Genomic DNA, 25,933 nt, shown 5'->3' on the forward strand with positions numbered 1-25,933 from the left:
ACCTCTAGGTTACGGCGGCAATCACAGCGGATACTGTGACGACGCTTACGGCAGTAGACAACAGAATGGATGCAGAAACGCGCGCGGGCGCGACGCCATAATGTTGCGCAAGGATGTAGACATTTCCCGCCACGGGCAAGGCGGCAGCGGCAATCATCACACCAGCGGCGTAAGGATCAACGGGAAAAATAACAAGTGCGGCAAAGGCGACCGCGGCGGGGTGCAAAATCAGTTTCGCAAATGAAAGCCAACCCGCAACGGCAATGCGTTCTGCGGACTTGCCCGCCAATGACGCGCCGATCGCAAACAACGCACCGGGTGTTGCGGCCGCCCCAAGGATCGACAGGAATTCATTCAGCGGCGCAGGAATCGGCAAAGCAAGGGACGACACCACCAACCCCAAAGAGATTGAGACGATCATCGGGTTCTTCAACAATCCAATCCCGACCGTTCTAAGTATCCCGATCGACATGCGCCCGTCGCGCGATCCGGTTATGAGGATCACGATCAACGACCCGAAAACGATTAGGTCTATGGCAAGGACCAGCACCACGGGCCCGACTGCTTGTTCTCCAAGAAGCAACACCAACATTGGAATGCCCAGGAACCCAACGTTTCCAATGACGGCACATTGGGCTTCGACTGCGGCCTCTTCGACGCCGCGCTTGCGCAGTAATGCAACAGCCGTCGCCAGCAGGTATACAAATAGCGTGCCCCATAGGTATGCCAAAACAAATGGCCAATCGAATATCTCGGCAATAGATAGATTCGCCGCGAACCGGAACAGCATTGCAGACAAAGCAAAGTAGAACACGAATTTGGTAAGATAAGCCGTGGCCTCAGGGGTAAAGAACCCTGTGCGGCCCGCACCGTAGCCAAGGCCAATCAGGGCAAAAAACGGTAAGGTCTGAAGAAAAATGTCCCACATGGTTTAGGGTTAGCACCCCTTCACGCCACGCAACAGTCTATCCGCTGCCGATTAACACGCCCACGGCAAGGACCAAGGCACCACCCACAACGACTTGAAACGCCGCGCGAAAAAATGGTGTTTCCATATATTTGTTCTGGATCCATGCAATGGCCCACAATTCGACAAAGACCACAGCAATAGCGATCACCGTCGCGGTCCAAAAATCGGCGATCAAATACGGCATTGCATGTCCGAGACCGCCAACCGTCGTCATGATCCCAGACGAAAAGCCGCGCTTTAGTGGCGATCCACGGCCCGAGATTTGCCCATCATCGCTGGCGGCTTCAGTAAAGCCCATAGATATCCCAGCACCGATGCTTGCCGCGAGCCCTACCAGAAACGTCGTCCACGTGTTTTGCGTAGCAAAGGCCACCGCGAAAATGGGTGCGAGCGTAGAAACAGATCCATCCATCAATCCCGCCAAACCGGGCTGCACCCAAGTCAGAACGAACTGACGATGTGCAGTGCTTTTTTCTTCGGCGTCGGCGTCAGCGGGCATTTGATCAACGAGGGTATCGGCGAGCTCTGAGTGCCCTGCCTCGGCAGCGGCAAGATCGCCCAGCAATTTGCGCGTCGCAGCATCTCGAGTGGCCGCAGCCGCGGTTTCGTAGAACCTTTGAGCATCCTTTTCCATCTGCCGTGCTTCTTCGCGAATACGATCCAACCCCAGCGTCTCTACGAGCCAGATAGGGCGTCGTGCGTAAAACCCTGCAACGTGCTCGCGCCGCAGCAACGGAATCACGTCGCCGAACCGCGACTGGTGCAAAGCGATTAACTGCTGCCGGTGCCCATCTTCTTCGAGGGCCATCCCGTCGAATATTTCTGCGGAGGCAGGAAACTCATCTCTCAAACGTTCTGCATAGGTTCGATAGATCCGCGCGTCGTCCTCTTCGGACGAAATCGCGAGCGCCAGAACTTCCTGTTCGGAGAGGTCTTTAAAACGGCGTCGATTGGTCAATCCAGTCAGCATGACAGTCCTTTCTAGAATGATTCTAATCTAGCGGCATAGAGAGCGGGATCAAGTTCAAAAAAATGAACTGTTTAGTTCAGTTAGCACTTGCAAACTAAACGAATCGGTTTAGTTATTTGGAAACACAGTTCACTTACGCAAAAGGAACCTAATATGAAAAACCTAATCCTGACCGCCACAGCCGGTATTTTTCTGGCATCCGCCGCAAGCGCTGGTGGAATGTCATTTTCCCTTCCAAACTTGTGGTTCCCACCAGCGGACGACGTCACTGTGACAAAAGATGCGCTTTCGGTTGACGCTACGACTGTGACCCCGCTGGCAGAAGAGTAGCCCTCCCGTTCTTGCCCGAACTGAACAGATCAGTTTATACGTGGCAGCAGGGAGACCCCAAAATGACTGACGGACCACCAGAGGTGAAACGCGGACGCAAGTTCGACCAAGTGCTTAATGGCGCGCGCGATATTTTCATGTCGGACGGGTTTGAAGGCGCAAGCGTCGACGAGATTGCCAAAGCCTCTGGCGTGTCCAAGGCAACGCTGTACAGCTACTTCCCTGATAAACGCTTGTTGTTCATGGAAGTCGCGAAGTCCGAGTGCATTCGACAGGCGGATGAGGCGGTGGCATCCATCGATATGTCGTTGCCCGTTGCGACAGTTCTAACGAGCGCTGCTTGGCATATGGTCCAGTTCTTCACGTCAGACTTCGGGCAGGGCGTCTTTCGTCTCTGCGTCGGCGAAGGAGACAGATTTCCTGAACTGGGGCAAGAGTTCTACAAGAGCGGCCCAGCCCTTGTCCGCGATCGATTGATAGAATTCCTAAAAGTCGCAATTTCCCGCAATGAGTTGAAAATCGATGATCTGCCCTTGGCGGCAGACCAGTTCCATGAACTCTGCAAAGCGGACCTTTTCCCGCGTCTAATTTTCAACATGGACACTTCGTTTTCCGATGGTGAAAAGCAGCGGATCGTAACTGGCGCGGTCGAAACCTTCCTCGCCCGCTATGCCAAATAAGGCCCGCCTCACCGAGGCGGACCTATAGGGTTTAGAATTCCACAACAGCGCGGATGGATTTTCCTTCGTGCATCAGATCGAAACCGTGGTTGATCTCGTCCAACGTCAGTTTGTGGGTGATCATTGGGTCGATCTCGATCTTGCCGTCCATGTACCAATCGACGATTTTCGGCACATCGGTCCGCCCGCTCGCTCCGCCAAAGGCGGTGCCACGCCAGCTGCGCCCTGTGACCAGTTGGAACGGACGGGTCGATATTTCCTGCCCAGCACCAGCAACACCAATGATGATGCTTTCGCCCCAGCCTTTGTGCGCGCATTCCAGCGCTTGGCGCATTACAGTTACGTTGCCTGTGGCGTCGAACGTATAATCTGCGCCGCCGCCCGTTAGCTCAACCAAATGGGCGACGATATCGCCCTCGATATTCGACGGGTTCACAAAGTCGGTCATCCCGAAATGTTTCGCCATCACAGCCTTGTCGTCGTTCAAGTCAACGCCGACAATCTGGTCCGCCCCTGCAAGCCGCAGCCCTTGGATTACGTTCAGCCCGATACCGCCCAAACCGAAAACGATGCCGGTGCTGCCTATCTCGACCTTGGCCGTGTTGATGACCGCACCGATTCCGGTGGTCACGCCGCAACCAATGTAGCAAATCTTATCGAATGGCGCGTCCTTGCGCACTTTGGCCAACGCGATTTCAGGCACAACCGTGTGGTTCGCAAAGGTCGAACAGCCCATGTAATGGTGGATTGGCGTACCATCGAGCATCGAGAAACGTGTTGACCCGTCCGGCAAAAGCCCCTGCCCCTGCGTCGCGCGAACAGCCTGACACAAATTCGTTTTCGGGTTCAGACAGTATTCGCACTCGCGACATTCCGCAGTGTAGAGCGGGATCACGTGATCGCCCACTTCAAGGCTCGTAACACCTTCACCAACTTCAATCACAACGCCCGCACCCTCATGCCCAAGGATTGCGGGAAAGATACCTTCGGGATCATCACCCGACCGCGTAAATTCATCTGTGTGACAAAGGCCGGTGGCTTTGATTTCGACCAAAACCTCACCGGCACGAGGGCCTTCCAGATTGACCTCCATCACTTCGAGGGGTTTGCCGGCTTCCATAGCGACTGCTGCACGTGTTCTCATGATCGGGACTCCATTGTTTGCAGAATACCGTGTGGCAAACGTGTCGATCATGCAATCCCTTCGGTTGCGCCAAATTGAAAGTCGGCCGATAGTGTTCCTATGAAAAAACTGTTCTTGATCGCTCCGCTCATTCTCCTTTCTGCTTGTGATGTAGCAGGTCCACGGCCCACAACGCCGACGGGGCCACCAATCCCCGCGCCAGAACAAGACACCTGCAATGCGGCGCAGCACGCCACCCTTATCGGCCAAGACGCTACAGCGTTGGAGAGAGTGCTTCTTTTGGCGCAAGTCCGAGTGATCCGCCCAGGGCAGGCTGTGACAATGGATTTCCGTCCAAATCGGATCAACTTTAATGTCGGTGCCGACGAGAGGATCAAAACAATTACTTGTGGGTAAGGTTATCGAAGTCACCCCAAAGATGCGCGCTGGGTGGGGGCTGATACGGCACACCCTTGGGGGACTAACGATGAGTTTGGAATGCCGATCAAATGGGGCGCAAATTGGTTGCCCGCGCGGTGTTTTGGTGACCGCTGTGTCGGAAACCTTCTAGGGGTTGATTTGCGCCGCATAAGTCGCAAACTGAAACCATGAACGCACCAACTCCATTTCCTAATCAGACACCTGCGCAGATTGCGTTTCACAGAACCGAACTGAACTCTATCTTATCTCTCTACGGTCGATTTGTGGCCGCGGGTGAGTGGAGAGACTACGGAATTTCCCATCTAAAGGATGTAGCGGTTTTTTCTGTGTTCCGCAGAACGGCAGAGAACCCGATGTATCGGGTCGAAAAACGTCCCAGCTTACGGATGAAGCAGGGACAGTACTCTGTCATCGGGATGGAAGGGCAGATATTGAAGCGCGGCAACGACCTGCGGCAAGTGCTGCGCGTCCTGGAACGTAAACTAATCCGCGCCGTCGACTAAAGAACACGGCGACGGGCAAGGACATCCCCATCCCCCTGCGCTTTGATCCGCAAGGTTGCCTGTTCTAACCCTTCATAGACGACTGCCATGTGGTGCGCGTTGGCATGGATCATCGTCTCACCGTCAACCATCATCGCTATATGGCCTTTCCAGAAAACCAAATCGCCTCTTTGCAGAGGTTCGTCGGCAGCCAACAATTTGCCGAGCCCGTCTTTCTGCATATCACTGTCACCAGCACACAAATGGCCACAAGCATGATAAGCGGCCTGCACCAGGCCCGAACAGTCGATCCCACGAGTTGAATTGCCGCCCCAAAGATACGGCACACCAAAGAAGAGTTGCGCGACCGTCGCCGGGTCAGAGAATGGATGTGACAAGGGACGTAGATGTTTTTTGGGAACGAAACCCTGCGGTGTTTCAAAAAACTTATGACGTTCGTCGACAACAGTCAGCTCCGCGCCAAACGGGAGGTAAAGCAGATCCTGTGACTTGAAACTCTCCGTGGCATAAGCGTGGGTCGCGGGCGTTGCAACACGGTGGGATGGCGACTGAACAGCCACCAAAGCGGATTCCACAACATAGCCGACATAACCGTCCCTTTTGGACTGCACAAAGGCCCAACCATCACGACGTTCATAAACCGTCACCGCCGCACCGATCAGCAATTGCCGATCACGCTTGCCAGCCGGCGTCGCCAATAGATCAACCACGACCGTCCCAATGGTCGCTGGCTCGCCATCAGTAAAGCTATCAGCCTCAATCTGACCCTTAAGGTGGCTTGCGGCCACGCGCCCGTTAGCTGGTGTTAATCGTCGGTCGCTCACAGGCCCAAAACCTCAGGCAAGGCTGCAAGCAAAGCACGGGCACCCTGCCCAGCGCCCCCCTTTGGGCGTGCTGGGGCTGCAACGGGGTTCCAGCCATAAATATCAAAATGCGTGTAGGGGGTGTCACTGACAAATCGGCGCAAGAACAATGCCGCCGTGATCGAACCCGCGAACCCGCCCGCTGGCGCATTGTCCAGATCCGCAATCTGCGGTTCGATCATACGCTCATAGGGGTCATGAAATGGCATCTGCCAGACTGGGTCTGCGACTTCACTAGCCGCTTGGGGAAGCGCTCGCGCCATCGCATCATCGGTCGTATAAAATGGCGCAAGGTCGGGACCCACTGCCACCCGTGCAGCCCCGGTCAGCGTCGCCATCGAAATGATATGATCCGGCTTACCCTCGTCCGCGAGCGCAAGAGCATCCGCGAGAACCAAACGGCCTTCCGCATCGGTATTGTTTATTTCGACGGTCATTCCCTTACGACTTTTCAAGACATCACCGGGCCGGAAGGCCGAACCGTCAACGGAGTTTTCAACAGCAGGGATCAGCACACGCAATTTGATGTCCAGTTTGAGCGCCATAATCATATGGGCCAAGCCCAATACAGTCGCGGCGCCACCCATGTCTTTCTTCATCAATCCCATCGACGCGCCGGGCTTTAAATTTAGCCCACCGGTGTCAAAACAAACCCCTTTGCCGACAAGCGTAAGCGATGGGCCAGTCGCGCCCCAAGTCATATCGATTAAGCGTGGTGCGCGCGGTGACGCCCTGCCGACTGTGTGAATAAGAGGGAAATTGTGGTCGAGCAGATCTTCCTCTTGGATAACTTTGCAATCAGCACCATGGAACACTGCTAGTTCCCGCGCTGCGGCCTCAAGCTCTTGCGGTCCCATATCGGAGGCTGGTGTATTAATGAGATCTCGCGTCAAACATTCTCCGGCGACCAGCGCTTCGAGCCGAGAGGCGTCAACTCCAGACGGGGCCGCAAAGCTTTGTTTCGCAGCGGGTACGGCTTTGTATCGATCGAACCGATACGTACTCATCAAAAGGCCAAAGGCCGCTTCGTCTAGCGCAGTACCGGTCAAGCCGGCGTCGAGCTTATAAGTTCCTTCAAGTAACTTCGCGGCTCCTGCCGCTGCCGCAAAGCGAACCCTCGTTTGGTTGCGCGCGCCTAAGCCAATAAAGGCACGTGCCACGTGTCCTTCGTCATTCGCAATCGAAACACACGCGCCAATCCCGCCGTCAAAGCCATTTACCTTCAGCCATGACGCATCAGCTGCAGACAGACCTGCCAGCGCCTTTTCGAGATCATCTGAATAGATGGCCGACAGTTGGATTTCGTTCGTTGAAGGGGCTGCGAATTTCGGGGACATAAGACCTCAGGCTTGGTTGCTTCATCAACCTAAACCAGAACGCCCCAAGTGAAACCCCCGAACTCGATATCATCTGAGCCCTAGAACGCTGTCATTGGTCCCGCAGCATGATCCAATGCCTGCGTAACGAGGCGCATTAAACGTGACAGGGTCGCCGACAATGCAATTTCGTCAGGCCCATCGACACAATAAACCACGTCCGCAGCTACTTGCCCAACCTGTCGCAAACCGAGCCGATCCGCCAACATAACAATGCTACGCGCCCGCGCTTCCAGCCGATCATACTGGCCGGACTGATAATCATCATCGAGCCGCTTCAGAAGGCGGGAAAGCTCTTCCAAACCTGAGCAAAGCACATCGCCGTCCTCAAATTCATCGCTTTCCATTGCGAACGAAGACAGGGCATCAAGCTCAGGCCCACGTTGTTCTATTGGGATTAACCGCGCCACGCTTTGGTTCACGCGTTCATTCATTTGTTCCATGTTTTAACCACTCTCATTCACCCAGGACCAATTTAGGGTTTTTAGGTTTCCAAGTGGTTGCTTCTGAACTGCAAAAATCACTCGAATTTCGGACAAATTCGCAATATGACGGGCAAAGCCTAAAAACAGGATAGCACCAATGAACCATGCGCGCCCTCTCCCAGACTACCTTGTTCGCCGATATCACGGCTGGAAAGCCACCACATATGAGCAGAACAAAGGTTGGTATATGCAGCTGGCTGAAGAAGGTCAGCATCCTCGTGCAATGGTGGTGTCCTGCTGTGATAGCCGCGTTCATGTGACATCAATATTCGGTGCTGATCAGGGGGAATTTTTCATCCACCGTAACATTGCAAACTTGATTCCACCCCAAGAAGACGGCGGCAATCATCACGGCACTTCCGCAGCGGTCGAATACGCTGTCACTGCGTTGAAGGTCTCTCATCTGATCGTTCTGGGGCACTCGGCATGTGGTGGCGTAAAAGGTTGCTACGATATGTGTTCTGGTAACGCGCCCGAGCTCGAAAAGAAGAACAGCTATGTTGGCCGCTGGATGGATATTTTGCGCCCAAGTTTTGAGAAGCTTCCGGAGGGGGACGACGATTTCCGAGTCCGCCAACTTGAGAAAGACAGCGTTGTGACTTCGTTGGAGAACTTGATGACTTTCCCGCACGTGAAAACCGCCGTGGAAAGCGGTCGCTTGTCACTCCATGGATTGTGGAACGACATCGGCCACGGTGGCCTTGAGGTTTATGACCCTAAAACAGGAGCGTTCAACGCTCTCTGAAGTAGATACTTAGAAACAAAAAAGGCCCCGCCAGTTGGTGGGGCCTTTTTCTAAATAAGTTAAGTCGGGCGCCTTAGCCCTTTTTGAGGCAACGTGCGCCGAGCGTCTCTGCGATCTGAACAGCATTCAAAGCAGCGCCCTTACGCAGGTTGTCAGAAACAACCCACATGTTCAGGCCATTATCGATGGTGCTGTCCTGACGAATTCGGCTGATGAAAGTTGCAAAATCGCCGACACATTCGATTGGCGTCACGTAACCACCATCTTCGCGTTTATCGATAACCATACAACCAGGTGCTTCGCGCAGGATGTCGCGGGCTTCGTCTTCGTCAAGGAAGTCTTCGAACTCGATGTTGATCGATTCCGAATGACCTACGAAAACAGGCACGCGAACACATGTCGCCGTCACTTTAATGGACGGATCGACGATCTTTTTCGTCTCCGCGACCATTTTCCATTCTTCCTTGGTATCGCCGCTGTCCATGAACACATCGATGTGCGGGATCACGTTGAACGCGATCTGCTTTGGATATGCCTTCGGTGCGACTTCCTGACCGGGCACATAAACGCCTTTGGTCTGGTTCCAAAGCTCGTCGATCGCTTCTTTGCCAGATCCGGATACCGACTGGTAAGTAGAGACAACGACGCGCTTAATCTTCGCGCGATCGTGCAACGGCTTAAGGGCCACAACCATCTGTGCTGTCGAACAGTTCGGGTTCGCGATGATATTTTTCTTTGTGTAGCCCTCGACAGCCTCTGGGTTCACTTCTGGAACAACCAATGGCACGTCCGGATCGTAGCGATACAAAGACGAGTTATCGATAACCACACAGCCTTGCTTGGCAGCGATTGGCGCGTATTTTTTTGTCGCTTCAGAGCCGACCGCGAAGAACGCGATATCAAAGCCGCTAAAGTCGAAGGTATCCAAGTCTTGGGTCGTCAACGTCGTGTCACCAAAGCTCACTTCCGTGCCCATGGATTTCCGGCTTGCCAGAACGGCAACCTCATCCGCTGGGAACTGGCGTTCAGCCAGTATGTTGAGCATTTCGCGGCCCACGTTTCCTGTGGCACCGACTACGGCGACTCTGTAGCCCATTATCTTGGTTCCTTTGTGTAAGACTCGTTCCCGCATGGGAACAGACGCCTCTTAGCGCCTCAAAGCCTTAAACAAAAGGGGGAAGCTAGTCCCTTGGGTCTTCGCTGAAAACATATATCGCAAGTCCACAACAGAATAGGATGCCATAGGTCAGGAAAATCATAGGATAAGCGGCCAGAGGATCCTTCGTTGCCTCCCAAAATGTTGCGACTTTTCCAGTGACTATTTGCATTAGGCCAGCGCCACCGATGCTGAATAGATTGAGCAATGTAACGCCCCGCCCAGTAAGGTGTTCGGGGAAAAACGGGCGCGCTTGTGCGATGATGACAGGAAAACCAGCACCTGCGATTCCAACCACGGCAAATAGCGCCGTAACGGTCCAGATGGATTGCCCTGAACCCGTTGTGGGGAAAGTATACAGTATAAAAAACGCCAGCGCACTTATTACACCACCGCCAAATACCACCCACTTACGACTGCCAACGGCACGTTCTAGTGGACCAAAGACGAAACTGCCCACGATCATGGCGATTCCCATAACCAAGGTCATTGTCCCAATCGTTTGCGTATTTGCGCCGTAAACGTCCGAACCATACGGCCCAATCCATAGGCCACGAACACCTGCTGAAGGTGCATAATTCACAAGCATCATCGGCAAAATGAACCACAAAGCCTTGATCTTCAGAAGGTCCAGTACTGAACCACGTGAACCTGCGCGTTCTTCTTTTGGAGGGTCAGTCATAAATATCCAAAGTGCAGCGGCGACGATCAACGTTACTATAGCTAACGCGACCATGGTTTCACGCCAGCCAAACGCTTCAACAGCCCATGCCATCGGCGCCGAACTTGCCAGATTCCCAAGACTCCCGACGCCGATCATCGCGCCTGCCAACGTAGAAAACAGTGCCGGAGCGTACATTTTTGCAAAAATGTAATAGCCAGCCATCAAGACCGGCGAACATCCAACACCAATCATCGCCATCGCCCAATTGATATGCGCTGGGGTCTGCGCAAACGCAAACATCAACGCACCGCCTGCTCCGCCCAAAGCGAACAACACCGACGCTGTAATCCGCGGCCCGATCCGATCCAACGCTTCGCCAACGGGTATCTGCATCGCCGCAAAAACCAGAAACCAAAGCCCCGAAGCATAAGCGAGATCGGCCGGCATAGCCCCCAAATCCGCCTCTAATTGTGGTGTAAGAACCGCCAAGAACGCGCGGTAAAACTGGCTAAGAACGTAGCCAGCGATCAAACACATCAGACCAATTCGCATATTCTCGCCCCTTTGCATCGGGGTCGCACGGCTTGCGGCGCTTGGCAAGCGGGTGTAGCAATAGCATTGTTTCTTGTGACGGGTTGCTGTGGTTAACATACACGCGCTGCCACCATGCCCCAACTAGTTGGCGTCTGTTATGTCTATTGGGTGAACAACGCTATCGACTTTGTCTTGAAAAGAGAGAACCGCCATGGCCACCAAGCTTCCACGGCTAGATACAAAATGTTCTGATTGCCCGATCCGCCATCGGGCCGTTTGCTCAAAATGTGATGCTGACGAGTTGGAAGAACTTGATCAGATCAAGTTTTACCGCTCCTTTGAGGCCGGTCAAACGATCGCTTGGTCGGGCGATGAGCTTACGTTTGTGGCATCGGTAGTGCGCGGGGTTGCGACGCTTGGGCAAACTCTGGAAGACGGGCGCACACAGATGCTTGGATTGCTACTGCCGTCTGACTTTATTGGCCGCCCCGGGCGGACGAGCGTTGCGCATGATATCGAGGCGGTGACTGACGTTACCTTATGCTGTTTTAGACGGGCGCCCTTTGAAAAAATGTTGATAGAAACACCCCACATCGGTGAACGTCTTTTGGAAATGACCATGGACGAGCTTGATTCAGCACGTGAATGGATGATGATCCTTGGCCGAAAGTCAGCGCGCGAAAAAGTCGCGAGCCTTCTAACGGTCTTCGCCCGCAGGGAGACACCGTTTGATAACGCCGCCCTGCAATCCAGCATCGCGATTGATTTGCCGCTCACTCGTGAAGCCATGGCAGACTACCTCGGCTTAACGCTGGAAACGGTTAGTCGGCAAATCTCTGCTCTGAAGAACGACGGGGTCATCCAACTTGACGGAAATCGACACGTCATAGTGCCGAACCTTGCACGTTTGATGGTCGAAACCGGTAGCAACATGAATATGGGCCTTCATAGCTGACAGCGTCACGCCCCACCATCAGTGGGACATCATGATTGGAACTTCGGATTTTTCGAGCATGTCACGGGTGGCTCCGCCGATCAGGGCTTCGCGGAATCGCGAATGGCCATAGGCACCCATAACAATCAGATCATTCTCGTGATCATTGGCGTAGCGATTGATGACGTCAGCGACAGTCGGCAGCGTCTTCGACAAAATCGACACTTCAGCCGTGATACCATGGCGAGACAACATGAGAGTAACGGCGCCACCCGGATCAGATCGATCAGGGGAATGCGACGGTGGGTCAACCATCACAATCTGTGTCCGATCCGCGCTTTCAAGAACGGGCAACGCATTTCGGATTGCACCCAACGACTCGGGGCTTTCGTTCCACATGACCAAGGGGTTCTCGAATGCACAGAAGTTCTCGGCATCCTTGGGAACGACCAATACTGGCGCACTAGTGCCAAACAATGCCGCCTCAAGAACACTGACGTTTAACTGAGTTGCGGCATTGCCATACGGCTGAGGCACAACAACCAAGTCAGCAAAGCGGACAACGCGCGCGATCGTGCTTTCTAAACCGACTGAATTGATCACCAACGGGCGCACCGAACTTGCAAACGTTTCATTTCTCAACCGTTCCTCCGCCCACTTCGCAAGGCGATCAGCCGCGATTTGTGCGTCGCCTGTCGCCATAAGCGACAAAGCAGGAGCGGAGCCCATAGGCACCATGTCATATCGAACTGGATCATAACCAAGACAAAAGACGTCCAAATGACCGTTGCTGTGTTCAGCCAATGCTATCGCTGCATTAAACGCCGCCAAATCCGATTCTTCGTCGGTTAGTACAAAGTTAATTGTCCGGTAGACCATCCCGGATCCTCCTGTGCAGAACTGCTGATGACTGCAGGATAACGAAGCCTTGCAGTCGCTGCCCGAAGGCTAACAAAACTTTCGGTGCTCGTTCTTGATGTAGATCAAAGTGGCCCTCGACGTTGCATGCGACATCATTAGGCAAATTTCCGCCATGGCGACTCTGTCGTGGCACGCATAAAGGGGACAGATCAAATGTGGGAATGGACCAAAGTAGCGGCGTTTGGGGTAATCACCCTAATAGCCGCTCTAGCAGCAAGTTGGGCGCGCGACCTCGCGTTTCAAGTGCACGCTGTAATAATAATGCTTGTATCCGCTGGGATGTTTATCTGGTCGGTACGCCAGCTGGACGAAGAGCCAGCTCCTCAACCAACCGGCTACGCGGACAGCGTGATACGATACGGCGTAATAGCCACCGCATTTTGGGGGCTAGCCGGATTTCTGGTCGGCGTCATCATTGCCTTCCAATTGGCTTTCCCTGCGCTGAACTTTGAATTCCTACAAGGTTTCGGCAACTTCGGACGCCTACGCCCACTGCACACGTCTGCAGTGATTTTTGCGTTTGGTGGCAACGCCCTGATCTGTACGTCCTTTTACATTGTTCAACGGACCTCGGCGGCACGCCTTTGGGGCGGCAACCTTGGTTGGTTCGTCTTTTGGGGATACAACCTGTTCATCGTACTGGCCGCAACCGGCTACCTGATGGGCTCAACCCAATCCAAAGAATATGCCGAACCTGAGTGGTACGTTGATATCTGGCTCACAATTGTTTGGGTTGCTTACCTTGCAGTCTTCGTAGGCACGATTTTGAAGCGTAAAGAGCCGCACATCTACGTGGCAAACTGGTTCTTCTTGGCCTTCATCATCACAATCGCAATGCTGCACATAGTTAACAACCTGTCCCTACCGGTCAGCCTTTTGGGTTCCAAATCCGTACAGGTCTTCTCGGGTGTTCAAGATGCCATGACGCAGTGGTGGTATGGCCACAACGCCGTTGGCTTCTTCCTGACTGCGGGCTTCCTTGGGATGATGTACTACTTCGTACCAAAACAAGCCGAAAAGCCTGTCTTCTCTTACAAGCTTTCCATCATCCACTTCTGGGCGTTGATCTTCTTGTATATCTGGGCTGGTCCACACCACCTGCACTACACAGCTCTGCCTGACTGGGCATCCACACTTGGTATGGTGTTCTCGATCGTCCTCTGGATGCCGAGCTGGGGTGGCATGATCAACGGTCTGATGACGCTGTCTGGCGCTTGGGACAAGATCCGCACCGACCCGATCATCCGTATGATGGTAATCTCTCTGGGCTTTTACGGTATGTCCACATTTGAGGGCCCGATGATGTCGATCCGTGCTGTGAACTCCTTGTCTCACTACACTGACTGGACAATTGGCCACGTGCATTCCGGTGCGTTGGGTTGGAACGGCATGATTACGTTCTCGGCTCTTTACTTCCTGACACCTCGTCTTTGGGGTCGTGCATCGCTGTACTCCCTACGCATGGTGAACTGGCACTTCTGGCTCGCGACAATCGGCATCATTCTTTATGCCGCGTCGATGTGGGTCACAGGTATCATGGAAGGCCTGATGTGGCGTGAAGTTGATGCGCAAGGTTTCCTCGTGAATAGCTTTGCTGACACCGTGCAAGCCAAATTCCCAATGCTCGTGGTTCGTGGTCTCGGCGGGGTTCTGTACCTCGGTGGCGCTCTCATCATGTGTTACAACCTTTGGATGACAGCCTTCGGCAAGCAGCAAACAGCTGCTGTAGCCGACGACTCTGCCATTCCTGCTGAATAAGAAGGAGACGACTCATGGGTATTCTTGATCGTCATCATGTTCTCGAAAAGAACGCGACACTATTACTAGTAGGCAGCTTGCTGGTCGTCAGCATCGGCGGGATCGTCGAAATCGCACCCCTGTTCTACCTTGAGAACACCATTGAGGACGTAGAGGGCATGCGCCCTTACTCCCCGCTGGAACTCACGGGGCGCGACATCTACGTTCGCGAGGGTTGCTATGTCTGTCACAGCCAGATGATCCGCCCGATGCGCGATGAGGTCGAACGTTATGGCCACTACTCGCTTGCTGCGGAATCCATGTATGACCACCCCTTTCAATGGGGTTCCAAACGAACAGGTCCTGATCTTGCTCGGGTGGGTGGTCGTTACTCTGACGCATGGCACGTTGATCACTTAATCGATCCACAGTCGGTTGTTCCGGAATCTATCATGCCACCCTATGCGTTCTTGATGGACCAGATCATCGAACCTGAGCACATCGAAGATCTCTTGCAGACCCACCGCATGGTCGGCGTCCCATATACGGACGAGATGATCGAAAATGCGTCTGCAGATTTCATCGCTCAGGCTGATCCATTCAGCGATTGGGATGGCCTCGTTGAGCGCTATCCAAACGCACAGGTTCGCAACTTCGACAACCAAGACGGAATTTCCGAGATGGATGCACTGGTTGCCTATTTGCAGATGCTGGGCACGCTGGTCGATTTCTCGACCTTTACGCCTGACGCCAGCCGCTAGGGGGGGAACAACTATGGATTTGTATTCTCTCTTACGCCAACTGGCTGACAGCTGGGGTTTGCTTGCTTTGTTCATCTTCTTTCTTGGGGTCTGGGTCTGGGCATTTCGCCCGGGGTCGCGCCCCTTGCACGACGAAGCTGCCGACGTGATCTTTCGCCACGACGACGGCCCACTAGAAGATGACGCTACCAACACTAACACCCGTTCGGAGGGTCAATCATGAGCAATAATGACAAACAGGACGACGTCGGCACCACCGGACACAGCTGGGACGGTATCGAAGAACTAAACAACCCGTTGCCACGGTGGTGGGTCTGGATTCTTTATCTGACAATCGTTTGGGCCATTGGTTACACGATCGCTTATCCAGCTTGGCCGCTCGTTACAGGCGCAACCGAAGGCGTTCTTGGCTTTTCCACACGCGGCGAAGTTCAAGAAGACATCCTTCGCGTTGAAGCCGAGAATGCCGACTTGCTGGAACGCCTGACAACAGTCGATCTGGCAGCCGTTAGTGACGATGACGAGCTGCACGGCTTCGCGATCAACGCTGGTAGCTCAATCTTTGCGGCGAACTGTTCCCAATGCCACGGTCGTGGTGCTGCGGGCGTTCAGGCTGGTGGTTATCCGAATTTGTTGGATGATGACTGGCTCTGGGGCGGCAGCATCGACGAAATCGTCTACACCGTCACGCACGGCATTCGTAACGAACAGTCTTTCGACAGCCGATACTCTGAAATGCCCAAGTTCGGTGCAGATGAAATCCTGATCGACGACGAGATCACTGCACTTGTGCAGCATGTTCGCGCGATTTCCGGTCAGGAACACGATGCTGAACTGGCAACAGTCGGTGCGGAACTGTTCCTAGATAACTGTGCGTCCTGTCACGGCGACGCGGGCGAAGGCATGGCTGAGCTTGGTGCGCCAAATCTGAGCGATGCGATTTGGCTCTATGGCGGTGATGAAGAGACTATCTACTCGTCCATCTACAATGCCCGCTTTGGTGTTATGCCTGCCTGGTCAGAAGAGTATCGTGCCGCAGGCGGATTAAGCGCAGCTGAGATCAACGCGGTTGCCGTCTACGTTCACCAGCTAGGTGGTGCGCAGTAACACCTGTCGGGGGTCGTCCCCTACACATAAATTTGAAACAGGCGGCTGCTACATCAGCCGCCTGTTTTCGTTTGGACACGCAACAAGAACGCTGCGGCATCCTGACGTTGGTCATTTTTCTTGATTCAAGTCAAAGTCATCCCTCCCCTGTTAGGTCAAAGATGCGGCAACGCAGAACAATAAATCGGAAACGAGTCAGATGAGCACCGAAAACCCGCCATCACTATACGCCAAACGTGAACCGGTCTTTCCCCGCAAAGTGAAGGGGACGTTCCGGACGCTCAAATGGGCGATTATGGCCGTAACGTTGGGGATTTATTACATCACACCGTGGCTGCGATGGGACCGGGGGGCTGAATTGCCTGATCAGGCGGTTCTAATCGACCTTGCCCACCGTCGTTTCTTCTTTTTCTGGATCGAAATCTGGCCGCATGAATTTTATTTCATCGCGGGTCTTCTTATCATGGCGGGCCTTGGCCTGTTCTTGTTCACGTCCGCCATGGGGCGGGTCTGGTGCGGCTATACATGCCCACAGACTGTTTGGACGGACCTCTTTATTGCGACCGAACGCTGGATCGAAGGCGATAGAAACGCCCGCGTACGACTTTGGAACGCCAAATGGGATGGGCGAAAGGTACGCTTACGCATAACCAAATACGTCACTTGGTTGTTAATCGGCCTCGCGACCGGTGGTGCTTGGGTCTTCTACTTCACAGACGCACCAACTTTACTCACGAACCTTCTAAACGGCACGGCGCACCCGATCGCCTACACCACGATGGCCATTCTCGCTGTTACAACAGTTTTCTTCGGCGGCATTGCCCGCGAACAGGTCTGTATCTACGCCTGCCCATGGCCACGCATCCAAGCCGCCATGATGGACGAAGACACGATCACAATTGGCTACCGTGAATGGCGCGGCGAACCGCGCAAGCACTCCGAAGCCGTAAAATCCGGTGAACCGATGGGTGACTGCATTGATTGCAAAGCCTGCGTCACTGTTTGCCCGATGGGCATCGACATCCGTGATGGTCAGCAGATGGCCTGTATCACCTGCGGCCTTTGCATTGATGCCTGTGATGACATGATGGCCAAGATCGGTAAGCCACGTGGTTTGGTGGACTACCTGTCACTAGATGACGCCGAAGCCGAAGCAGCTGGACAACCAACCAAGCCAGTTTGGAAGCATATCTTGCGCCCAAGAACGCTGGTTTATTCCACACTTTGGTCCATCGTCGGCATCGGCTTGGTTGTTGCACTGTTTATCCGTACAGATATCGACATGACGGTCGCCCCTGTGCGCAACCCAGTCTACGTAACGCTGTCTGACGGGACGATCCGCAACGTCTATGAAGTGCGCCTGCGCAACAAACACGGCGAAGAACGCCCATTCCAACTGTCTCTTAACTCAGAAGCGCCGCTTCTGGTTAGCTTACAAGGACAAGAAGAAGGCGACCTTACCGTGATGGTGCCGGCAGACTCCACTCACCTCGTGCGGGTCTTCGTGTCCGCCGAACAGGGCAGCGCTGGCGCTCTCGGGGATCGTACGCCCTTGCGTTTCTGGATCGAAGATACAATCAATGAAGAACGCGCCTTTGATGACACCTATTTCAACGGCACTGGAGGATCCTAGCATGGCCATGGCCCCACTTACCGGACGCAAAGTCTTCTTCGGAATGGCCGGAGCCTTTGCAATCATCATCTCGGTCAACCTTTTCCTCGCCTATTCCGCGGTTCAGACTTTTCCGGGACTTGAGGTTAAGAACTCGTATGTCGCGAGCCAAAACTTTGATGCTGACCGTGATGCGCAATTAGCGCTGGGTTGGACGGTTTCTGCCGAAGTCATCGGCGAAGAACTTCACCTTAACATTACCGATGAAGACGGTCGTCCTGTTGAAGTGACCGAACTTGACGGAACATTTGGCCGCGCCACCAGCGTGCGGGACGATCAAACGCCTGAGTTCTTGTTTACTGGAGTCAACTACACCGCACCCGTTACCACCTCCGCAGGGAACTGGAATTTGCGCATGGTCGCAGTAGCCGAAGATGGCACCGCGTTTCGCCAGCGCATCGTGGTACTCGTGCACAGATGAGTGTAACGGACGCACATATGCGGATGTCTGCCTGTCCTGGTTGTGACGCCACATCGCTGGCCACATCCCGCGCAGCGGGCAAGGCACAAGCCGGTGATCAAGAAATCGCCCTGTCATTGCCGAGCATGCATTGCGCGGCTTGTATCTCGACCGTGGAACGCGGCCTGCTCGATATCGATGGTGTTTCGTCCGTCCGTGTGAACCTGACCCGTAAACGCGCCGTGGTTCATGCACGCAATGATGTCTCCGACGACATGCTGACGGAAGCATTGGCGCGGCTGGGTTACGATGCCCAGCCGTTGGATCAGGCGACACTTTCGGCGGATCAATCGGACAATGCTGCACGCGATATCCTGATGCGGCTTGGCGTGTCCGGCTTCGCGATGATGAACGTGATGCTGTTGTCCGTGGCGATCTGGTCTGGGGCCAGTGACGCAACACGTGATCTGTTCCATTGGATTTCCGCAGCCATCGCGCTCCCGACAATCATCTTTGCAGCCAAACCTTTCTACGTGAACGCGTGGAAAGCGCTTCGCGTCGCGCGCCTAAACATGGACGTTCCGATTACGTTGGCAATCTTTCTTGCTGCAGGCATGTCCCTGTTTGAAGTCGCACATTCCGGTGAGCATGCCTATTTCGACGCCGCATTATCGCTGTGTTTCTTCTTGCTTGCAGGTCGCTACTTAGATCAACGAACCCGCACAATCGCAAGATCCGCAGCAACCGAACTTGCCGCGCTCGAAGCCCCAACAGCACTGCTTTTGCGCGATGGTAAGCCCGACACAGTTGCGCTGGATACATTGGCTGTCGGTGACACAGTTTTAGTTCGCCCCGGCGCGCGAATGCCCATTGATGGAGAGATCGTAGATGGCGACAGCGAATTGGACCGCGCATTTCTAACAGGTGAGTCCGACCCAATTGCCGTCCGGCTTGGGGATCAAGTGCGTGCTGGTGAAATCAACCTGACGGGACCTCTGCACGTTCGTGTTACAGCGGTCGGAAAAGACACGTTCCTGCATGCTTTGGCCGATCTTATCGCCATCGCAGAGAACTCGAAATCCAAATACAACTCTCTCGCTGACAGAGCCGCCGCAATTTATGCGCCAGCGGTTCACTTGCTGGCTTTCGCAGCGTTTCTAATGTGGATGTATCTTACTGGCGGCGATTTACGGTTCTCCCTCAACATCGCAGTGGCGACACTTATCATCACTTGCCCTTGTGCGCTTGGGCTTGCAGTTCCGGCGGTATCCACCGTTGCCTCTGGCGCCTTGTTCCGCAAAGGGTTGTTGGTGAAACACGCCACAGCCTTAGAGAGATTGGCAGAGGTCACGGCAGTGGTATTTGATAAGACAGGCACTCTTACGATTGGCCAACCGCGCCTCCTGCATCCCGACGCCATCGCCCCTTCCGACATGGCCGTGGCCGCCGCACTCGCTCGTTCATCCGCACACCCGCGCAGCAAAGCTATCGCGCAGGCGGCTGCCGAGATGGACCTGCCCGAAGTGACATTAACCGACGTCAAAGAACAAGCTGGGCATGGTATCTCTGGCCAGTGGAACGGACAAACTGTGGCCCTTGGCCGCGCGGATTGGGTTGGCGGCAAGAGCGACGGCACTCAGCTGCGCGTTGGTGATCAAACGCCTATTGCGCTTGAGTTCGAAGACACATTGCGGACAGGCGTGGCCGAGCTCCTCGAGCTACTGAAAGATCGCGGGCTGCCGATAACTCTGTTGTCTGGGGATACAGCTGACAACGTAAAACATTTTGCAGCTCCTCTTGGCCTCACCGATTGGCGCGCAGGAATTTTGCCGGATGATAAGGCTACAATCTTGAAACAGATGACCGCCGATGGCGACAAGGTGTTGATGGTTGGCGATGGGTTGAATGACACTGCGGCCATGGCGCTTGCGCATGTGTCCATCGCGCCTGCCTCTGCCCTTGATGCCACGCGAGTTGCCGCGGACATGGTGCTTGTTGCACCCGATGTGTCCCAGATTGCAGATGGACTGCGGATTGCCAAATCAGCGCGCCGTCGCATCTTGGAAAACTTTGGAATTGCCGCTTGCTACAACGCTATCGCTGTACCAATTGCGTTCTTTGGCTTTGCTACACCCTTGGCGGCAGCAATCGCGATGTCATCCAGTTCGATTATCGTTTCCCTGAATGCCCTAAGGACCCGCTGATGGAAGTTCTGACGTTCCTTATTCCTGTGTCTCTTGGCCTTGGCTGTCTAGGCCTTTTGGCGTTTTGGTGGACCCTGCGTTCTGACCAATATGACGACCCCGAAGGCGACAGCGCCCGCATCTTGCGGGACGACTATGATGATCATCCAGCAGACTGAACGTCTATTCCCGACTGAAAGACTTGGTGATCGATGGACGATGCTGGGCCAATGCGCTAGCAAGCGGTCATGACTGACACTTCGCAGAAAACAATCAGACCTCTTCGTTCATCTTGGCAAGTCGCGGACAAAGCGATCGGCGCTTTGGTGTTTGCGATTGCTGCCTTTTGTCTTCTGCCACATATCGCAGTCCTATTGGCAGCTCTGACAAGTGGCACTGACACCCTGCGTCATCTCGCTGGGTCCGTTTTAGATGACTACACGCTCAACACGGCCAGTTTGGTCCTGATTGTTGGTTTTGGGACGTTCATGATCGGGACAGGTGCTGCGTGGCTTGTCACGATGACGGACTTTCCCGCCCGCCGTGTGCTTGAGGTCGCGTTGGTCATTCCGCTTGCCTTTCCGGCGTATGTTTTGGCTTATGCCTATACACATGTGCTTGACCATCCCGGCATCGTGCAGACCGTTCTTCGCGATCTGACCGGGTGGGGGCCGCGAGACTATTGGTTCCCTGAAATCCGCTCTATGGGCGGGGCTGCGATGATGCTTATCCTCGTCCTTTACCCTTATGTTTACCTCCTCGCGCGGGCGGCGTTCTTGGGGCAAAGCGCAACAACGTTCCTTGCGGCGCGCTCGCTTGGTAAATCACCAGCGCGGGCGTTTTTGACAGTTTCATTACCCCTCGCACGGCCAGCCATAGCTGCGGGAGTTTTGTTGACAATGATGGAAACCATCGCGGATTTCGGCACAGTTTCGTATTTTGGGGTACAGACCTTTGCGACCGGAATTTACACAAGCTGGTTCTCAATGGCCGATAGGGGTGCGGCTGCGCAGCTGTCACTGGGTCTATTGGCCTTCGCTCTCCTTCTGGCAATGTTGGAACGAGCCAACCGAGGCAGAGCGCAGTTCTCAAACGGGAAACGCCAAGAAGTCATCGGCCGGATTAAACTAACCGGGCTTTCAAAAATGGCCGCAATGGTTTTGTGCGGTCTTCCGGTGGCAATGGGTGTTGTCCTTCCAGTGATTGCACTGGCGGTGATGGCCATCGGTTCGGAACAGGATCTCCTTAGCAGCCGTTACATTGGATTCATCACGAACTCGCTGACCTTGGCGTCGATTGCAGCAGTTGTGACTGTCATCATCGCCGTCGTCTTGGGCAGCTTTGCGCGGCTGCGCGACAGCCGTGCATCCTCTGTTGCGCTTTATGTCGCGCGGATCGGATATGCGGTGCCAGGTGGCGTGATTGCCGTTGGCCTACTCGTGCCATTTGCAGCATTCGACAACACATTGGACGCTTGGATGCGAGAGACATTCGGCATCTCAACAGGGTTGCTCTTCACAGGGTCTATCTGGCTATTGATTGGGGCCTATTTGATCCGTTTCCTTGCCGCGGCATTGGGGGCATATGAAGGCGGTATTTCCTCGGTCAGCCGAAACATAGACGCAGCAAGCCGCATTCTGGGAGAAACGGCTATCGGAACAGTCCGGCGAGTCCACGTGCCGCTCCTTACTCCAAGCCTTCTGACCGCCGCTTTGATCGTCTTTGTGGATGTGATGAAAGAACTGCCTGCGACCCTTATTATGCGACCGTTCAATTTTGATACATTGGCAGTTCAGGCCTACCGTTTGGCATCAGATGAACGGCTAAACGGAGCAGCCGTCCCAAGCCTTTTGATCGGCGCGATCGGGTTGCTGCCAGTCATCTTGTTGTGCCGAAAGGTTGCTCGGCACTGATGGACCCAACGGAAAAGGGGCGCAGCTTTTGCTGCGCCCCAAACCATCCAAGGTCGTGGTCGTTCTTTATTCCCAACCGACATCATTAAAGATTGTCAGTGCCAGCGGAAGCTGTTTGGCCACGGCGCTTAGGTCAACGTCATCTGCGGTAAACTCGCCCAAGGATGCGACTTCTTCGCTCAGCGCAACGCCTTCGACGACTGGGAATTCATCGTTCCCGTTAGAGAAGTACTGCTGTGCTTGATCCGACGCGAGGTATTCAAGGAACTTAACCGCGTTGTCGTAGTTTGGCGCGTGGGCCGCGATACCTGCGCCAGACAGGTTAACGTGTGCACCTTCGGCGTCTTGGCTTGGCCACTGCAACCCGATCATGTCGATGCTGTCGGATAGACCGTCGACCTCGGTGCGGATCGCACGTGCGAAGTAGTAGGTGTTGGACACAGAGATTTCACACTCGCCAGAGACGATCCCGCGCAGCTGGTCTGTATCGCCGCCTTGTGGGTCACGTGCCATGTTGTTCACAACGCCTTGCGCCCATTCGCGAGCAACTTCTTCGCCGTGGTTTTCAATGATCGAAGCAAGAAGCGTTTGGTTGTAAGTGTTCGTAGAAGACCGAATGCAAACGAGGCCTTCATACGCTGGATCAGCAAGATCAAGGTACGTAGCCGGTGGGTTTGCAACGTCCGCTTTGTCAAAGAAGATAACGCGTGCGCGCTGCGAGAAACCAAACCACTGGTTGTCGCTGTCTTGCAGGTTAGATGGGATGCTTTCCTCAAGAACGGCGCTTTCGACTGCTTGCAAGATGCCCATGTCCTTAGCGCGCTCTAAACGGGATGTGTCGACCGTGATCAGAATATCAGCAGGTGAGTTTGCACCCTCAGCATCGATACGCGCAGCAAGCTCATCAGCTTTGCCTTCAATACGGTTAATTGTGATGCCCGTTGCTTCTTCGAAGTCACTATAAAGGCGCTCATCGGTGTCATAGTGACGTGAAGAATAGAGGTTCAATTCACCCTCAGCGAATGCGGGTGCTGCAGAGCTCAGTAACAATGCGGCAAGTGTAAGTGTCTTAGTAGTCATCGGAACATCCTTAATATCTGACTTTTTTACTCAACTACAAAGCCGTGGGTAGCTGGTCAAGTATCCTGAGTAAAATAATCGGAAATAAGTTCGCGATTCTTGGCGCTTGACCAAGCAGCTTTTTTGCAGCCCATTAAACGCAGGAGTATTCTTATGGCTGCACCCTTATTCACGACGACCCCGACACGTCGATCATATGACATCGTCATTATTGGTGGCGCTATGTATGGTTCTGCAGTCGCTTGGTTCCTGACGGATAACTCGGACTTTGACGGATCGATCCTCGTGATTGAACGCGATCCGTCCTACGAAAAATCTGCAACCGCCCACACAAACTCCTGTATTCGGCAGCAGTTCTCCAACCCCTTAAATGTACAAATATCTCAGTTCGGCGCCGAGTTCATAAACGGGTTTCGGGGCTTTATGGGCGGCGACACGCGCGTGCCTGACCTCTCGATCCAAAGCTACGGCTACATGTATCTTGCGGACACCGAAGCCTTCGCCGACAGTTTACGGACATCACAAGCCGCGCAGAAATTGCAAGGTGCCGCGACCCAGATCATGACGCCAGATCAGATCAAAGACGCGTACCCATTCTATCATACGGATGATCTACTGTTGGGCAGCATCAACCTCGTCAACGAGGGCTACTGGGACGGCGGCACCGTGTTCGATTGGTGGCGCAGGTCGGCACGAGAGCGCGGCGTTGAATACCTAGCGGGCGAAGTGAGCTCTATGACGTTGTCGACCAGCGGCGCACGGGTTGAAAGCGTCACACTTGCATCCGGTGATGTCATAGCATGCGGTCAAGTGGTCAATGCATCCGGACCGCGGGGCGCGCGCACGGCACTGATGGCAGGGATCAAGATTCCAGTTGAACCGCGCAAACGGTTCTCATGGGTCTTCTCCGCCGAACAACCGCTCGACCGTGACCTGCCGCTGACGATTGATCCTTCGGGTGTGCACATTCGTCAAGACGGCCCTCAAACCTATTTGGCGGGTGGACACGCTGACTATGACCCTGCCGTAGACTTCGATGATTTCGAAATGGATCATGGCCTATGGCAAGATAAGGTTTGGCCCGCGATTGCGTCCCGAATACCGCAGTTTGAGGCGATCAAAGTCATCACCGAATGGGCCGGGCATTACGACTACAACACGTTGGACCACAACGCGATCCTTGGTCCCCATTCCCACGTCGAAAACTTCTTTTTCGTTAATGGCTTCTCAGGTCATGGATTACAGCAATCCCCCGCCATGGGGCGCGGCACCGCTGAGATGCTGACCTATGGCGAATATAGAACACTGGACCTTACACCCTTTGGCTATGAGCGCATCATGACGGGAACACCATTCTCGGAAAACGCGATAATCTAACGCAGCTTTTTACTGTCTGGATGTCGGCCCATCAAACGCAACAAGGGCCCAGCCCGCAGGTATGTCCCTGTTTCATGTCGCGACCGCGTCCGCAGAACCGGGGTCGTTGAATCTCCGTCAGAGCGGCTTTCGCGCAGGACGATATACAGACCCGACGCAATGATGATACCCGCACCAACGATCGTCGCGCCATCAATCGTTTCATTGAAAAACAATGTCCCGAAAATCGTCGCCCAGATGATCTGGCTATATTGCATCGGCGCAATGATTGCGGCCTCGCCCGCCTGATAGGCCGATATGACAAGCCGACCTGCAGTCCATGCAAAAATCGCAACCAAGGCAACAAGGCCAAGGTGTTCGATTGGCATTGGTTCATACACAAATGCCAGTCCGGCCCCCATGAGCACAAAGTTCGCCACCAGAGGGTAAAGAAGCATGACAACAGGGCGCTCATCCGCTCCGATACGCCGCACGATGATAGACGCCACCGCACTCCCGACCGCTGCAATCAATGCTGCCGCATGTCCAAGAGACAGGTCCGTGGTCCCAGGTCGTAACACGACGAACACCCCCGACAAGCCGACAATGACGGCAAGCCAGCGGCGTAACCTGACCCGTTCGCCCAAGATCGGAATCGCAAGGATCGTGATCAGCAGTGGTGCTGCAAAAAGGATCGCGTAGGTCTGTGCCAACGGCAGAACAGAGAACGCGTAAAAGGCCGACACGGCCGTTGCCACCGATGCAATCGTGCGCAAGGCCACCCACCACGGGTGACGTGGCACCAGATGTCCGGGCTTGGAATCGCGCATCAGCATGACCGTGGCTAGCGGGAAACTGAACAGGACCGAAAAGAAAACGATTTGAATCGGCGAATAAAACTCACCCAGCGTCTTGATGAAGACGTCATGAGTAGCAAATACAGCGAAAGCGATGAGCGCGAAAACAGCGCCCTTTGCGTTAGGGGACATACCGAAATCTCTATGTGGCTTAGTTACCGTTAGCACTAAC

27 protein-coding genes are annotated in these 25,933 nt (G+C 54.3%); 16 read left to right on the forward strand and 11 right to left on the reverse strand.

Annotated features, from left to right (window positions below; translation table 11 throughout):
* Positions 1-4: 4 nt before the first annotated feature.
* Positions 5-928: an AEC family transporter gene (locus L0666_RS12675; RefSeq protein WP_235261744.1), complete on the reverse strand. Its 924-nt coding sequence runs from the start codon at positions 926-928 to the stop codon at positions 5-7.
* Between the two features lie 37 nt (positions 929-965).
* On the reverse strand, positions 966-1,940 hold the full coding sequence (mbfA, locus tag L0666_RS12680) for an iron exporter MbfA (protein WP_235261745.1): 975 nt from the start codon (positions 1,938-1,940) through the stop codon (positions 966-968).
* A 153-nt stretch (positions 1,941-2,093) separates the two neighbouring features.
* Here mbfA and L0666_RS12685 point away from each other — a divergent pair, with 153 nt between their 5' ends.
* Positions 2,094-2,270 (forward strand): hypothetical protein, encoded by a 177-nt coding sequence (locus L0666_RS12685; RefSeq protein WP_235261747.1) that lies wholly within the window; start codon positions 2,094-2,096, stop codon positions 2,268-2,270.
* 62 nt (positions 2,271-2,332) lie between these two features.
* Positions 2,333-2,950 carry a TetR/AcrR family transcriptional regulator gene (locus tag L0666_RS12690; protein ID WP_235261749.1) on the forward strand — a complete coding sequence of 206 codons (618 nt, stop codon included), beginning with the start codon at positions 2,333-2,335 and terminating at the stop codon, positions 2,948-2,950.
* Positions 2,951-2,981: 31 nt separating this feature from the next.
* Here the strand turns inward: L0666_RS12690 and L0666_RS12695 are convergent, their stop codons facing one another.
* The gene (locus L0666_RS12695; protein ID WP_235261756.1) at positions 2,982-4,094 is read right to left on the reverse strand and encodes an S-(hydroxymethyl)glutathione dehydrogenase/class III alcohol dehydrogenase; all 1,113 of its coding nucleotides are present in this window, start codon (positions 4,092-4,094) and stop codon (positions 2,982-2,984) included.
* Positions 4,095-4,193: 99 nt separating this feature from the next.
* Between L0666_RS12695 and L0666_RS12700 the strand changes: the two genes are divergently transcribed.
* Entirely contained in the window at positions 4,194-4,490 is a 297-nt protein-coding gene (locus L0666_RS12700) for an I78 family peptidase inhibitor (RefSeq protein ID WP_235261757.1), read from the forward strand.
* A 191-nt stretch (positions 4,491-4,681) separates the two neighbouring features.
* On the forward strand, positions 4,682-5,017 hold the full coding sequence (locus L0666_RS12705) for a DUF2794 domain-containing protein (RefSeq protein ID WP_235261759.1): 336 nt from the start codon (positions 4,682-4,684) through the stop codon (positions 5,015-5,017).
* Here L0666_RS12705 and L0666_RS12710 read toward each other — a convergent pair.
* The 3 genes from L0666_RS12710 to L0666_RS12720 all read right to left on the reverse strand — a co-directional run bounded on the left by L0666_RS12710 (position 5,014) and on the right by L0666_RS12720 (position 7,699).
* On the reverse strand, positions 5,014-5,841 hold the full coding sequence (locus tag L0666_RS12710) for a C40 family peptidase (RefSeq protein WP_235261760.1): 828 nt from the start codon (positions 5,839-5,841) through the stop codon (positions 5,014-5,016). The genes L0666_RS12705 and L0666_RS12710 overlap by 4 nt on opposite strands.
* Positions 5,838-7,217 (reverse strand): leucyl aminopeptidase family protein, encoded by a 1,380-nt coding sequence (locus L0666_RS12715; RefSeq protein ID WP_235261764.1) that lies wholly within the window; start codon positions 7,215-7,217, stop codon positions 5,838-5,840. Before L0666_RS12715 ends, L0666_RS12710 begins: the two co-directional genes overlap by 4 nt.
* Positions 7,218-7,297: 80 nt before the next feature.
* Positions 7,298-7,699: a hypothetical protein gene (locus L0666_RS12720; protein WP_235261766.1), complete on the reverse strand. Its 402-nt coding sequence runs from the start codon at positions 7,697-7,699 to the stop codon at positions 7,298-7,300.
* A gap of 139 nt (positions 7,700-7,838) precedes the next feature.
* On the opposite strand from L0666_RS12720, the gene L0666_RS12725 reads away from it, so the two are divergent.
* Positions 7,839-8,486 (forward strand): carbonic anhydrase, encoded by a 648-nt coding sequence (locus L0666_RS12725; protein WP_235261767.1) that lies wholly within the window; start codon positions 7,839-7,841, stop codon positions 8,484-8,486.
* 73 nt (positions 8,487-8,559) lie between these two features.
* Here L0666_RS12725 and L0666_RS12730 read toward each other — a convergent pair whose 3' ends face one another.
* Positions 8,560-9,582 carry an aspartate-semialdehyde dehydrogenase gene (locus L0666_RS12730; protein WP_235261770.1) on the reverse strand — a complete coding sequence of 341 codons (1,023 nt, stop codon included), beginning with the start codon at positions 9,580-9,582 and terminating at the stop codon, positions 8,560-8,562.
* Positions 9,583-9,667: 85 nt separating this feature from the next.
* Positions 9,668-10,858 (reverse strand): MFS transporter, encoded by a 1,191-nt coding sequence (locus L0666_RS12735; protein WP_235261771.1) that lies wholly within the window; start codon positions 10,856-10,858, stop codon positions 9,668-9,670.
* A gap of 193 nt (positions 10,859-11,051) precedes the next feature.
* On the opposite strand from L0666_RS12735, the gene fnrL reads away from it, so the two are divergent.
* The gene (gene fnrL / locus L0666_RS12740) at positions 11,052-11,795 is read left to right on the forward strand and encodes a transcriptional regulator FnrL (protein WP_235261772.1); all 744 of its coding nucleotides are present in this window, start codon (positions 11,052-11,054) and stop codon (positions 11,793-11,795) included.
* An 18-nt stretch (positions 11,796-11,813) separates the two neighbouring features.
* On the opposite strand, the gene L0666_RS12745 is transcribed toward fnrL, so the two are convergent.
* The gene (locus L0666_RS12745; RefSeq protein ID WP_235261773.1) at positions 11,814-12,653 is read right to left on the reverse strand and encodes a universal stress protein; all 840 of its coding nucleotides are present in this window, start codon (positions 12,651-12,653) and stop codon (positions 11,814-11,816) included.
* Between the two features lie 195 nt (positions 12,654-12,848).
* Here L0666_RS12745 and ccoN point away from each other — a divergent pair, with 195 nt between their 5' ends.
* From ccoN to L0666_RS12790, 9 genes are all read left to right on the forward strand, one after another.
* Positions 12,849-14,453: a cytochrome-c oxidase, cbb3-type subunit I gene (ccoN, locus tag L0666_RS12750; protein ID WP_235261774.1), complete on the forward strand. Its 1,605-nt coding sequence runs from the start codon at positions 12,849-12,851 to the stop codon at positions 14,451-14,453.
* A 14-nt stretch (positions 14,454-14,467) separates the two neighbouring features.
* The gene (gene ccoO, locus L0666_RS12755) at positions 14,468-15,193 is read left to right on the forward strand and encodes a cytochrome-c oxidase, cbb3-type subunit II (RefSeq protein WP_235261775.1); all 726 of its coding nucleotides are present in this window, start codon (positions 14,468-14,470) and stop codon (positions 15,191-15,193) included.
* Positions 15,194-15,206: 13 nt separating this feature from the next.
* The gene (locus L0666_RS12760) at positions 15,207-15,416 is read left to right on the forward strand and encodes a cbb3-type cytochrome c oxidase subunit 3 (RefSeq protein WP_235261776.1); all 210 of its coding nucleotides are present in this window, start codon (positions 15,207-15,209) and stop codon (positions 15,414-15,416) included.
* Entirely contained in the window at positions 15,413-16,300 is an 888-nt protein-coding gene (ccoP, locus tag L0666_RS12765; RefSeq protein WP_235261777.1) for a cytochrome-c oxidase, cbb3-type subunit III, read from the forward strand. The genes L0666_RS12760 and ccoP overlap by 4 nt, the downstream gene beginning before the upstream one ends.
* A 199-nt stretch (positions 16,301-16,499) precedes the next feature.
* Positions 16,500-17,933, forward strand: a complete 1,434-nt coding sequence (ccoG, locus tag L0666_RS12770; protein ID WP_235261778.1) for a cytochrome c oxidase accessory protein CcoG — start codon at positions 16,500-16,502, stop codon at positions 17,931-17,933.
* 7 nt (positions 17,934-17,940) lie between these two features.
* Positions 17,941-18,393 (forward strand): FixH family protein, encoded by a 453-nt coding sequence (locus tag L0666_RS12775; RefSeq protein WP_235262206.1) that lies wholly within the window; start codon positions 17,941-17,943, stop codon positions 18,391-18,393.
* Positions 18,390-20,576: a heavy metal translocating P-type ATPase gene (locus tag L0666_RS12780; protein WP_235261779.1), complete on the forward strand. Its 2,187-nt coding sequence runs from the start codon at positions 18,390-18,392 to the stop codon at positions 20,574-20,576. The genes L0666_RS12775 and L0666_RS12780 overlap by 4 nt, the downstream gene beginning before the upstream one ends.
* Complete coding sequence (gene ccoS, locus L0666_RS12785; RefSeq protein ID WP_235261780.1) at positions 20,576-20,734, forward strand: cbb3-type cytochrome oxidase assembly protein CcoS; 159 nt, start codon at positions 20,576-20,578, stop codon at positions 20,732-20,734. Before L0666_RS12780 ends, ccoS begins: the two co-directional genes overlap by 1 nt.
* Positions 20,735-20,803: 69 nt before the next feature.
* Positions 20,804-22,468, forward strand: a complete 1,665-nt coding sequence (locus L0666_RS12790; RefSeq protein WP_235261781.1) for an ABC transporter permease — start codon at positions 20,804-20,806, stop codon at positions 22,466-22,468.
* A 66-nt stretch (positions 22,469-22,534) separates the two neighbouring features.
* Here L0666_RS12790 and L0666_RS12795 read toward each other — a convergent pair whose 3' ends face one another.
* Entirely contained in the window at positions 22,535-23,548 is a 1,014-nt protein-coding gene (locus L0666_RS12795) for an extracellular solute-binding protein (RefSeq protein WP_235261782.1), read from the reverse strand.
* A 153-nt stretch (positions 23,549-23,701) separates the two neighbouring features.
* Here L0666_RS12795 and L0666_RS12800 point away from each other — a divergent pair, with 153 nt between their 5' ends.
* A complete protein-coding gene (locus L0666_RS12800; protein WP_235261783.1) occupies positions 23,702-24,925 on the forward strand; it encodes an NAD(P)/FAD-dependent oxidoreductase in 1,224 nt (407 codons plus the stop codon).
* Here L0666_RS12800 and L0666_RS12805 read toward each other — a convergent pair.
* The gene (locus L0666_RS12805; RefSeq protein ID WP_235261784.1) at positions 24,922-25,893 is read right to left on the reverse strand and encodes a DMT family transporter; all 972 of its coding nucleotides are present in this window, start codon (positions 25,891-25,893) and stop codon (positions 24,922-24,924) included. The genes L0666_RS12800 and L0666_RS12805 overlap by 4 nt on opposite strands.
* Positions 25,894-25,933: the final 40 nt, after the last annotated feature.

The sequence above is a fragment of the Octadecabacter algicola genome (assembly GCF_021532625.1).
Taxonomy (GTDB): Bacteria; Pseudomonadota; Alphaproteobacteria; order Rhodobacterales; family Rhodobacteraceae; genus Octadecabacter; species Octadecabacter algicola.

What these genes read in the sequence shown, in the direction of transcription:
- L0666_RS12675 (WP_235261744.1), bottom strand. Translation starts at nt 928, where the DNA reads ATGTGGGACATTTTTCTTCAGACCTTACCGTTTTTTGCCCTGATTGGC.
- mbfA (WP_235261745.1), bottom strand. Translation starts at nt 1,940, where the DNA reads ATGCTGACTGGATTGACCAATCGACGCCGTTTTAAAGACCTCTCCGAA.
- L0666_RS12685 (WP_235261747.1), top strand. Translation starts at nt 2,094, where the DNA reads ATGAAAAACCTAATCCTGACCGCCACAGCCGGTATTTTTCTGGCATCC.
- L0666_RS12690 (WP_235261749.1), top strand. Translation starts at nt 2,333, where the DNA reads ATGACTGACGGACCACCAGAGGTGAAACGCGGACGCAAGTTCGACCAA.
- L0666_RS12695 (WP_235261756.1), bottom strand. Translation starts at nt 4,094, where the DNA reads ATGAGAACACGTGCAGCAGTCGCTATGGAAGCCGGCAAACCCCTCGAA.
- L0666_RS12700 (WP_235261757.1), top strand. Translation starts at nt 4,194, where the DNA reads ATGAAAAAACTGTTCTTGATCGCTCCGCTCATTCTCCTTTCTGCTTGT.
- L0666_RS12705 (WP_235261759.1), top strand. Translation starts at nt 4,682, where the DNA reads ATGAACGCACCAACTCCATTTCCTAATCAGACACCTGCGCAGATTGCG.
- L0666_RS12715 (WP_235261764.1), bottom strand. Translation starts at nt 7,217, where the DNA reads ATGTCCCCGAAATTCGCAGCCCCTTCAACGAACGAAATCCAACTGTCG.
- L0666_RS12720 (WP_235261766.1), bottom strand. Translation starts at nt 7,699, where the DNA reads ATGGAACAAATGAATGAACGCGTGAACCAAAGCGTGGCGCGGTTAATC.
- L0666_RS12725 (WP_235261767.1), top strand. Translation starts at nt 7,839, where the DNA reads ATGAACCATGCGCGCCCTCTCCCAGACTACCTTGTTCGCCGATATCAC.
- L0666_RS12730 (WP_235261770.1), bottom strand. Translation starts at nt 9,582, where the DNA reads ATGGGCTACAGAGTCGCCGTAGTCGGTGCCACAGGAAACGTGGGCCGC.
- L0666_RS12735 (WP_235261771.1), bottom strand. Translation starts at nt 10,858, where the DNA reads ATGCGAATTGGTCTGATGTGTTTGATCGCTGGCTACGTTCTTAGCCAG.
- fnrL (WP_235261772.1), top strand. Translation starts at nt 11,052, where the DNA reads ATGGCCACCAAGCTTCCACGGCTAGATACAAAATGTTCTGATTGCCCG.
- L0666_RS12745 (WP_235261773.1), bottom strand. Translation starts at nt 12,653, where the DNA reads ATGGTCTACCGGACAATTAACTTTGTACTAACCGACGAAGAATCGGAT.
- ccoN (WP_235261774.1), top strand. Translation starts at nt 12,849, where the DNA reads ATGTGGGAATGGACCAAAGTAGCGGCGTTTGGGGTAATCACCCTAATA.
- ccoO (WP_235261775.1), top strand. Translation starts at nt 14,468, where the DNA reads ATGGGTATTCTTGATCGTCATCATGTTCTCGAAAAGAACGCGACACTA.
- L0666_RS12760 (WP_235261776.1), top strand. Translation starts at nt 15,207, where the DNA reads ATGGATTTGTATTCTCTCTTACGCCAACTGGCTGACAGCTGGGGTTTG.
- ccoP (WP_235261777.1), top strand. Translation starts at nt 15,413, where the DNA reads ATGAGCAATAATGACAAACAGGACGACGTCGGCACCACCGGACACAGC.
- ccoG (WP_235261778.1), top strand. Translation starts at nt 16,500, where the DNA reads ATGAGCACCGAAAACCCGCCATCACTATACGCCAAACGTGAACCGGTC.
- L0666_RS12775 (WP_235262206.1), top strand. Translation starts at nt 17,941, where the DNA reads ATGGCCCCACTTACCGGACGCAAAGTCTTCTTCGGAATGGCCGGAGCC.
- L0666_RS12780 (WP_235261779.1), top strand. Translation starts at nt 18,390, where the DNA reads ATGAGTGTAACGGACGCACATATGCGGATGTCTGCCTGTCCTGGTTGT.
- ccoS (WP_235261780.1), top strand. Translation starts at nt 20,576, where the DNA reads ATGGAAGTTCTGACGTTCCTTATTCCTGTGTCTCTTGGCCTTGGCTGT.
- L0666_RS12790 (WP_235261781.1), top strand. Translation starts at nt 20,804, where the DNA reads ATGACTGACACTTCGCAGAAAACAATCAGACCTCTTCGTTCATCTTGG.
- L0666_RS12795 (WP_235261782.1), bottom strand. Translation starts at nt 23,548, where the DNA reads ATGACTACTAAGACACTTACACTTGCCGCATTGTTACTGAGCTCTGCA.
- L0666_RS12800 (WP_235261783.1), top strand. Translation starts at nt 23,702, where the DNA reads ATGGCTGCACCCTTATTCACGACGACCCCGACACGTCGATCATATGAC.
- L0666_RS12805 (WP_235261784.1), bottom strand. Translation starts at nt 25,893, where the DNA reads ATGTCCCCTAACGCAAAGGGCGCTGTTTTCGCGCTCATCGCTTTCGCT.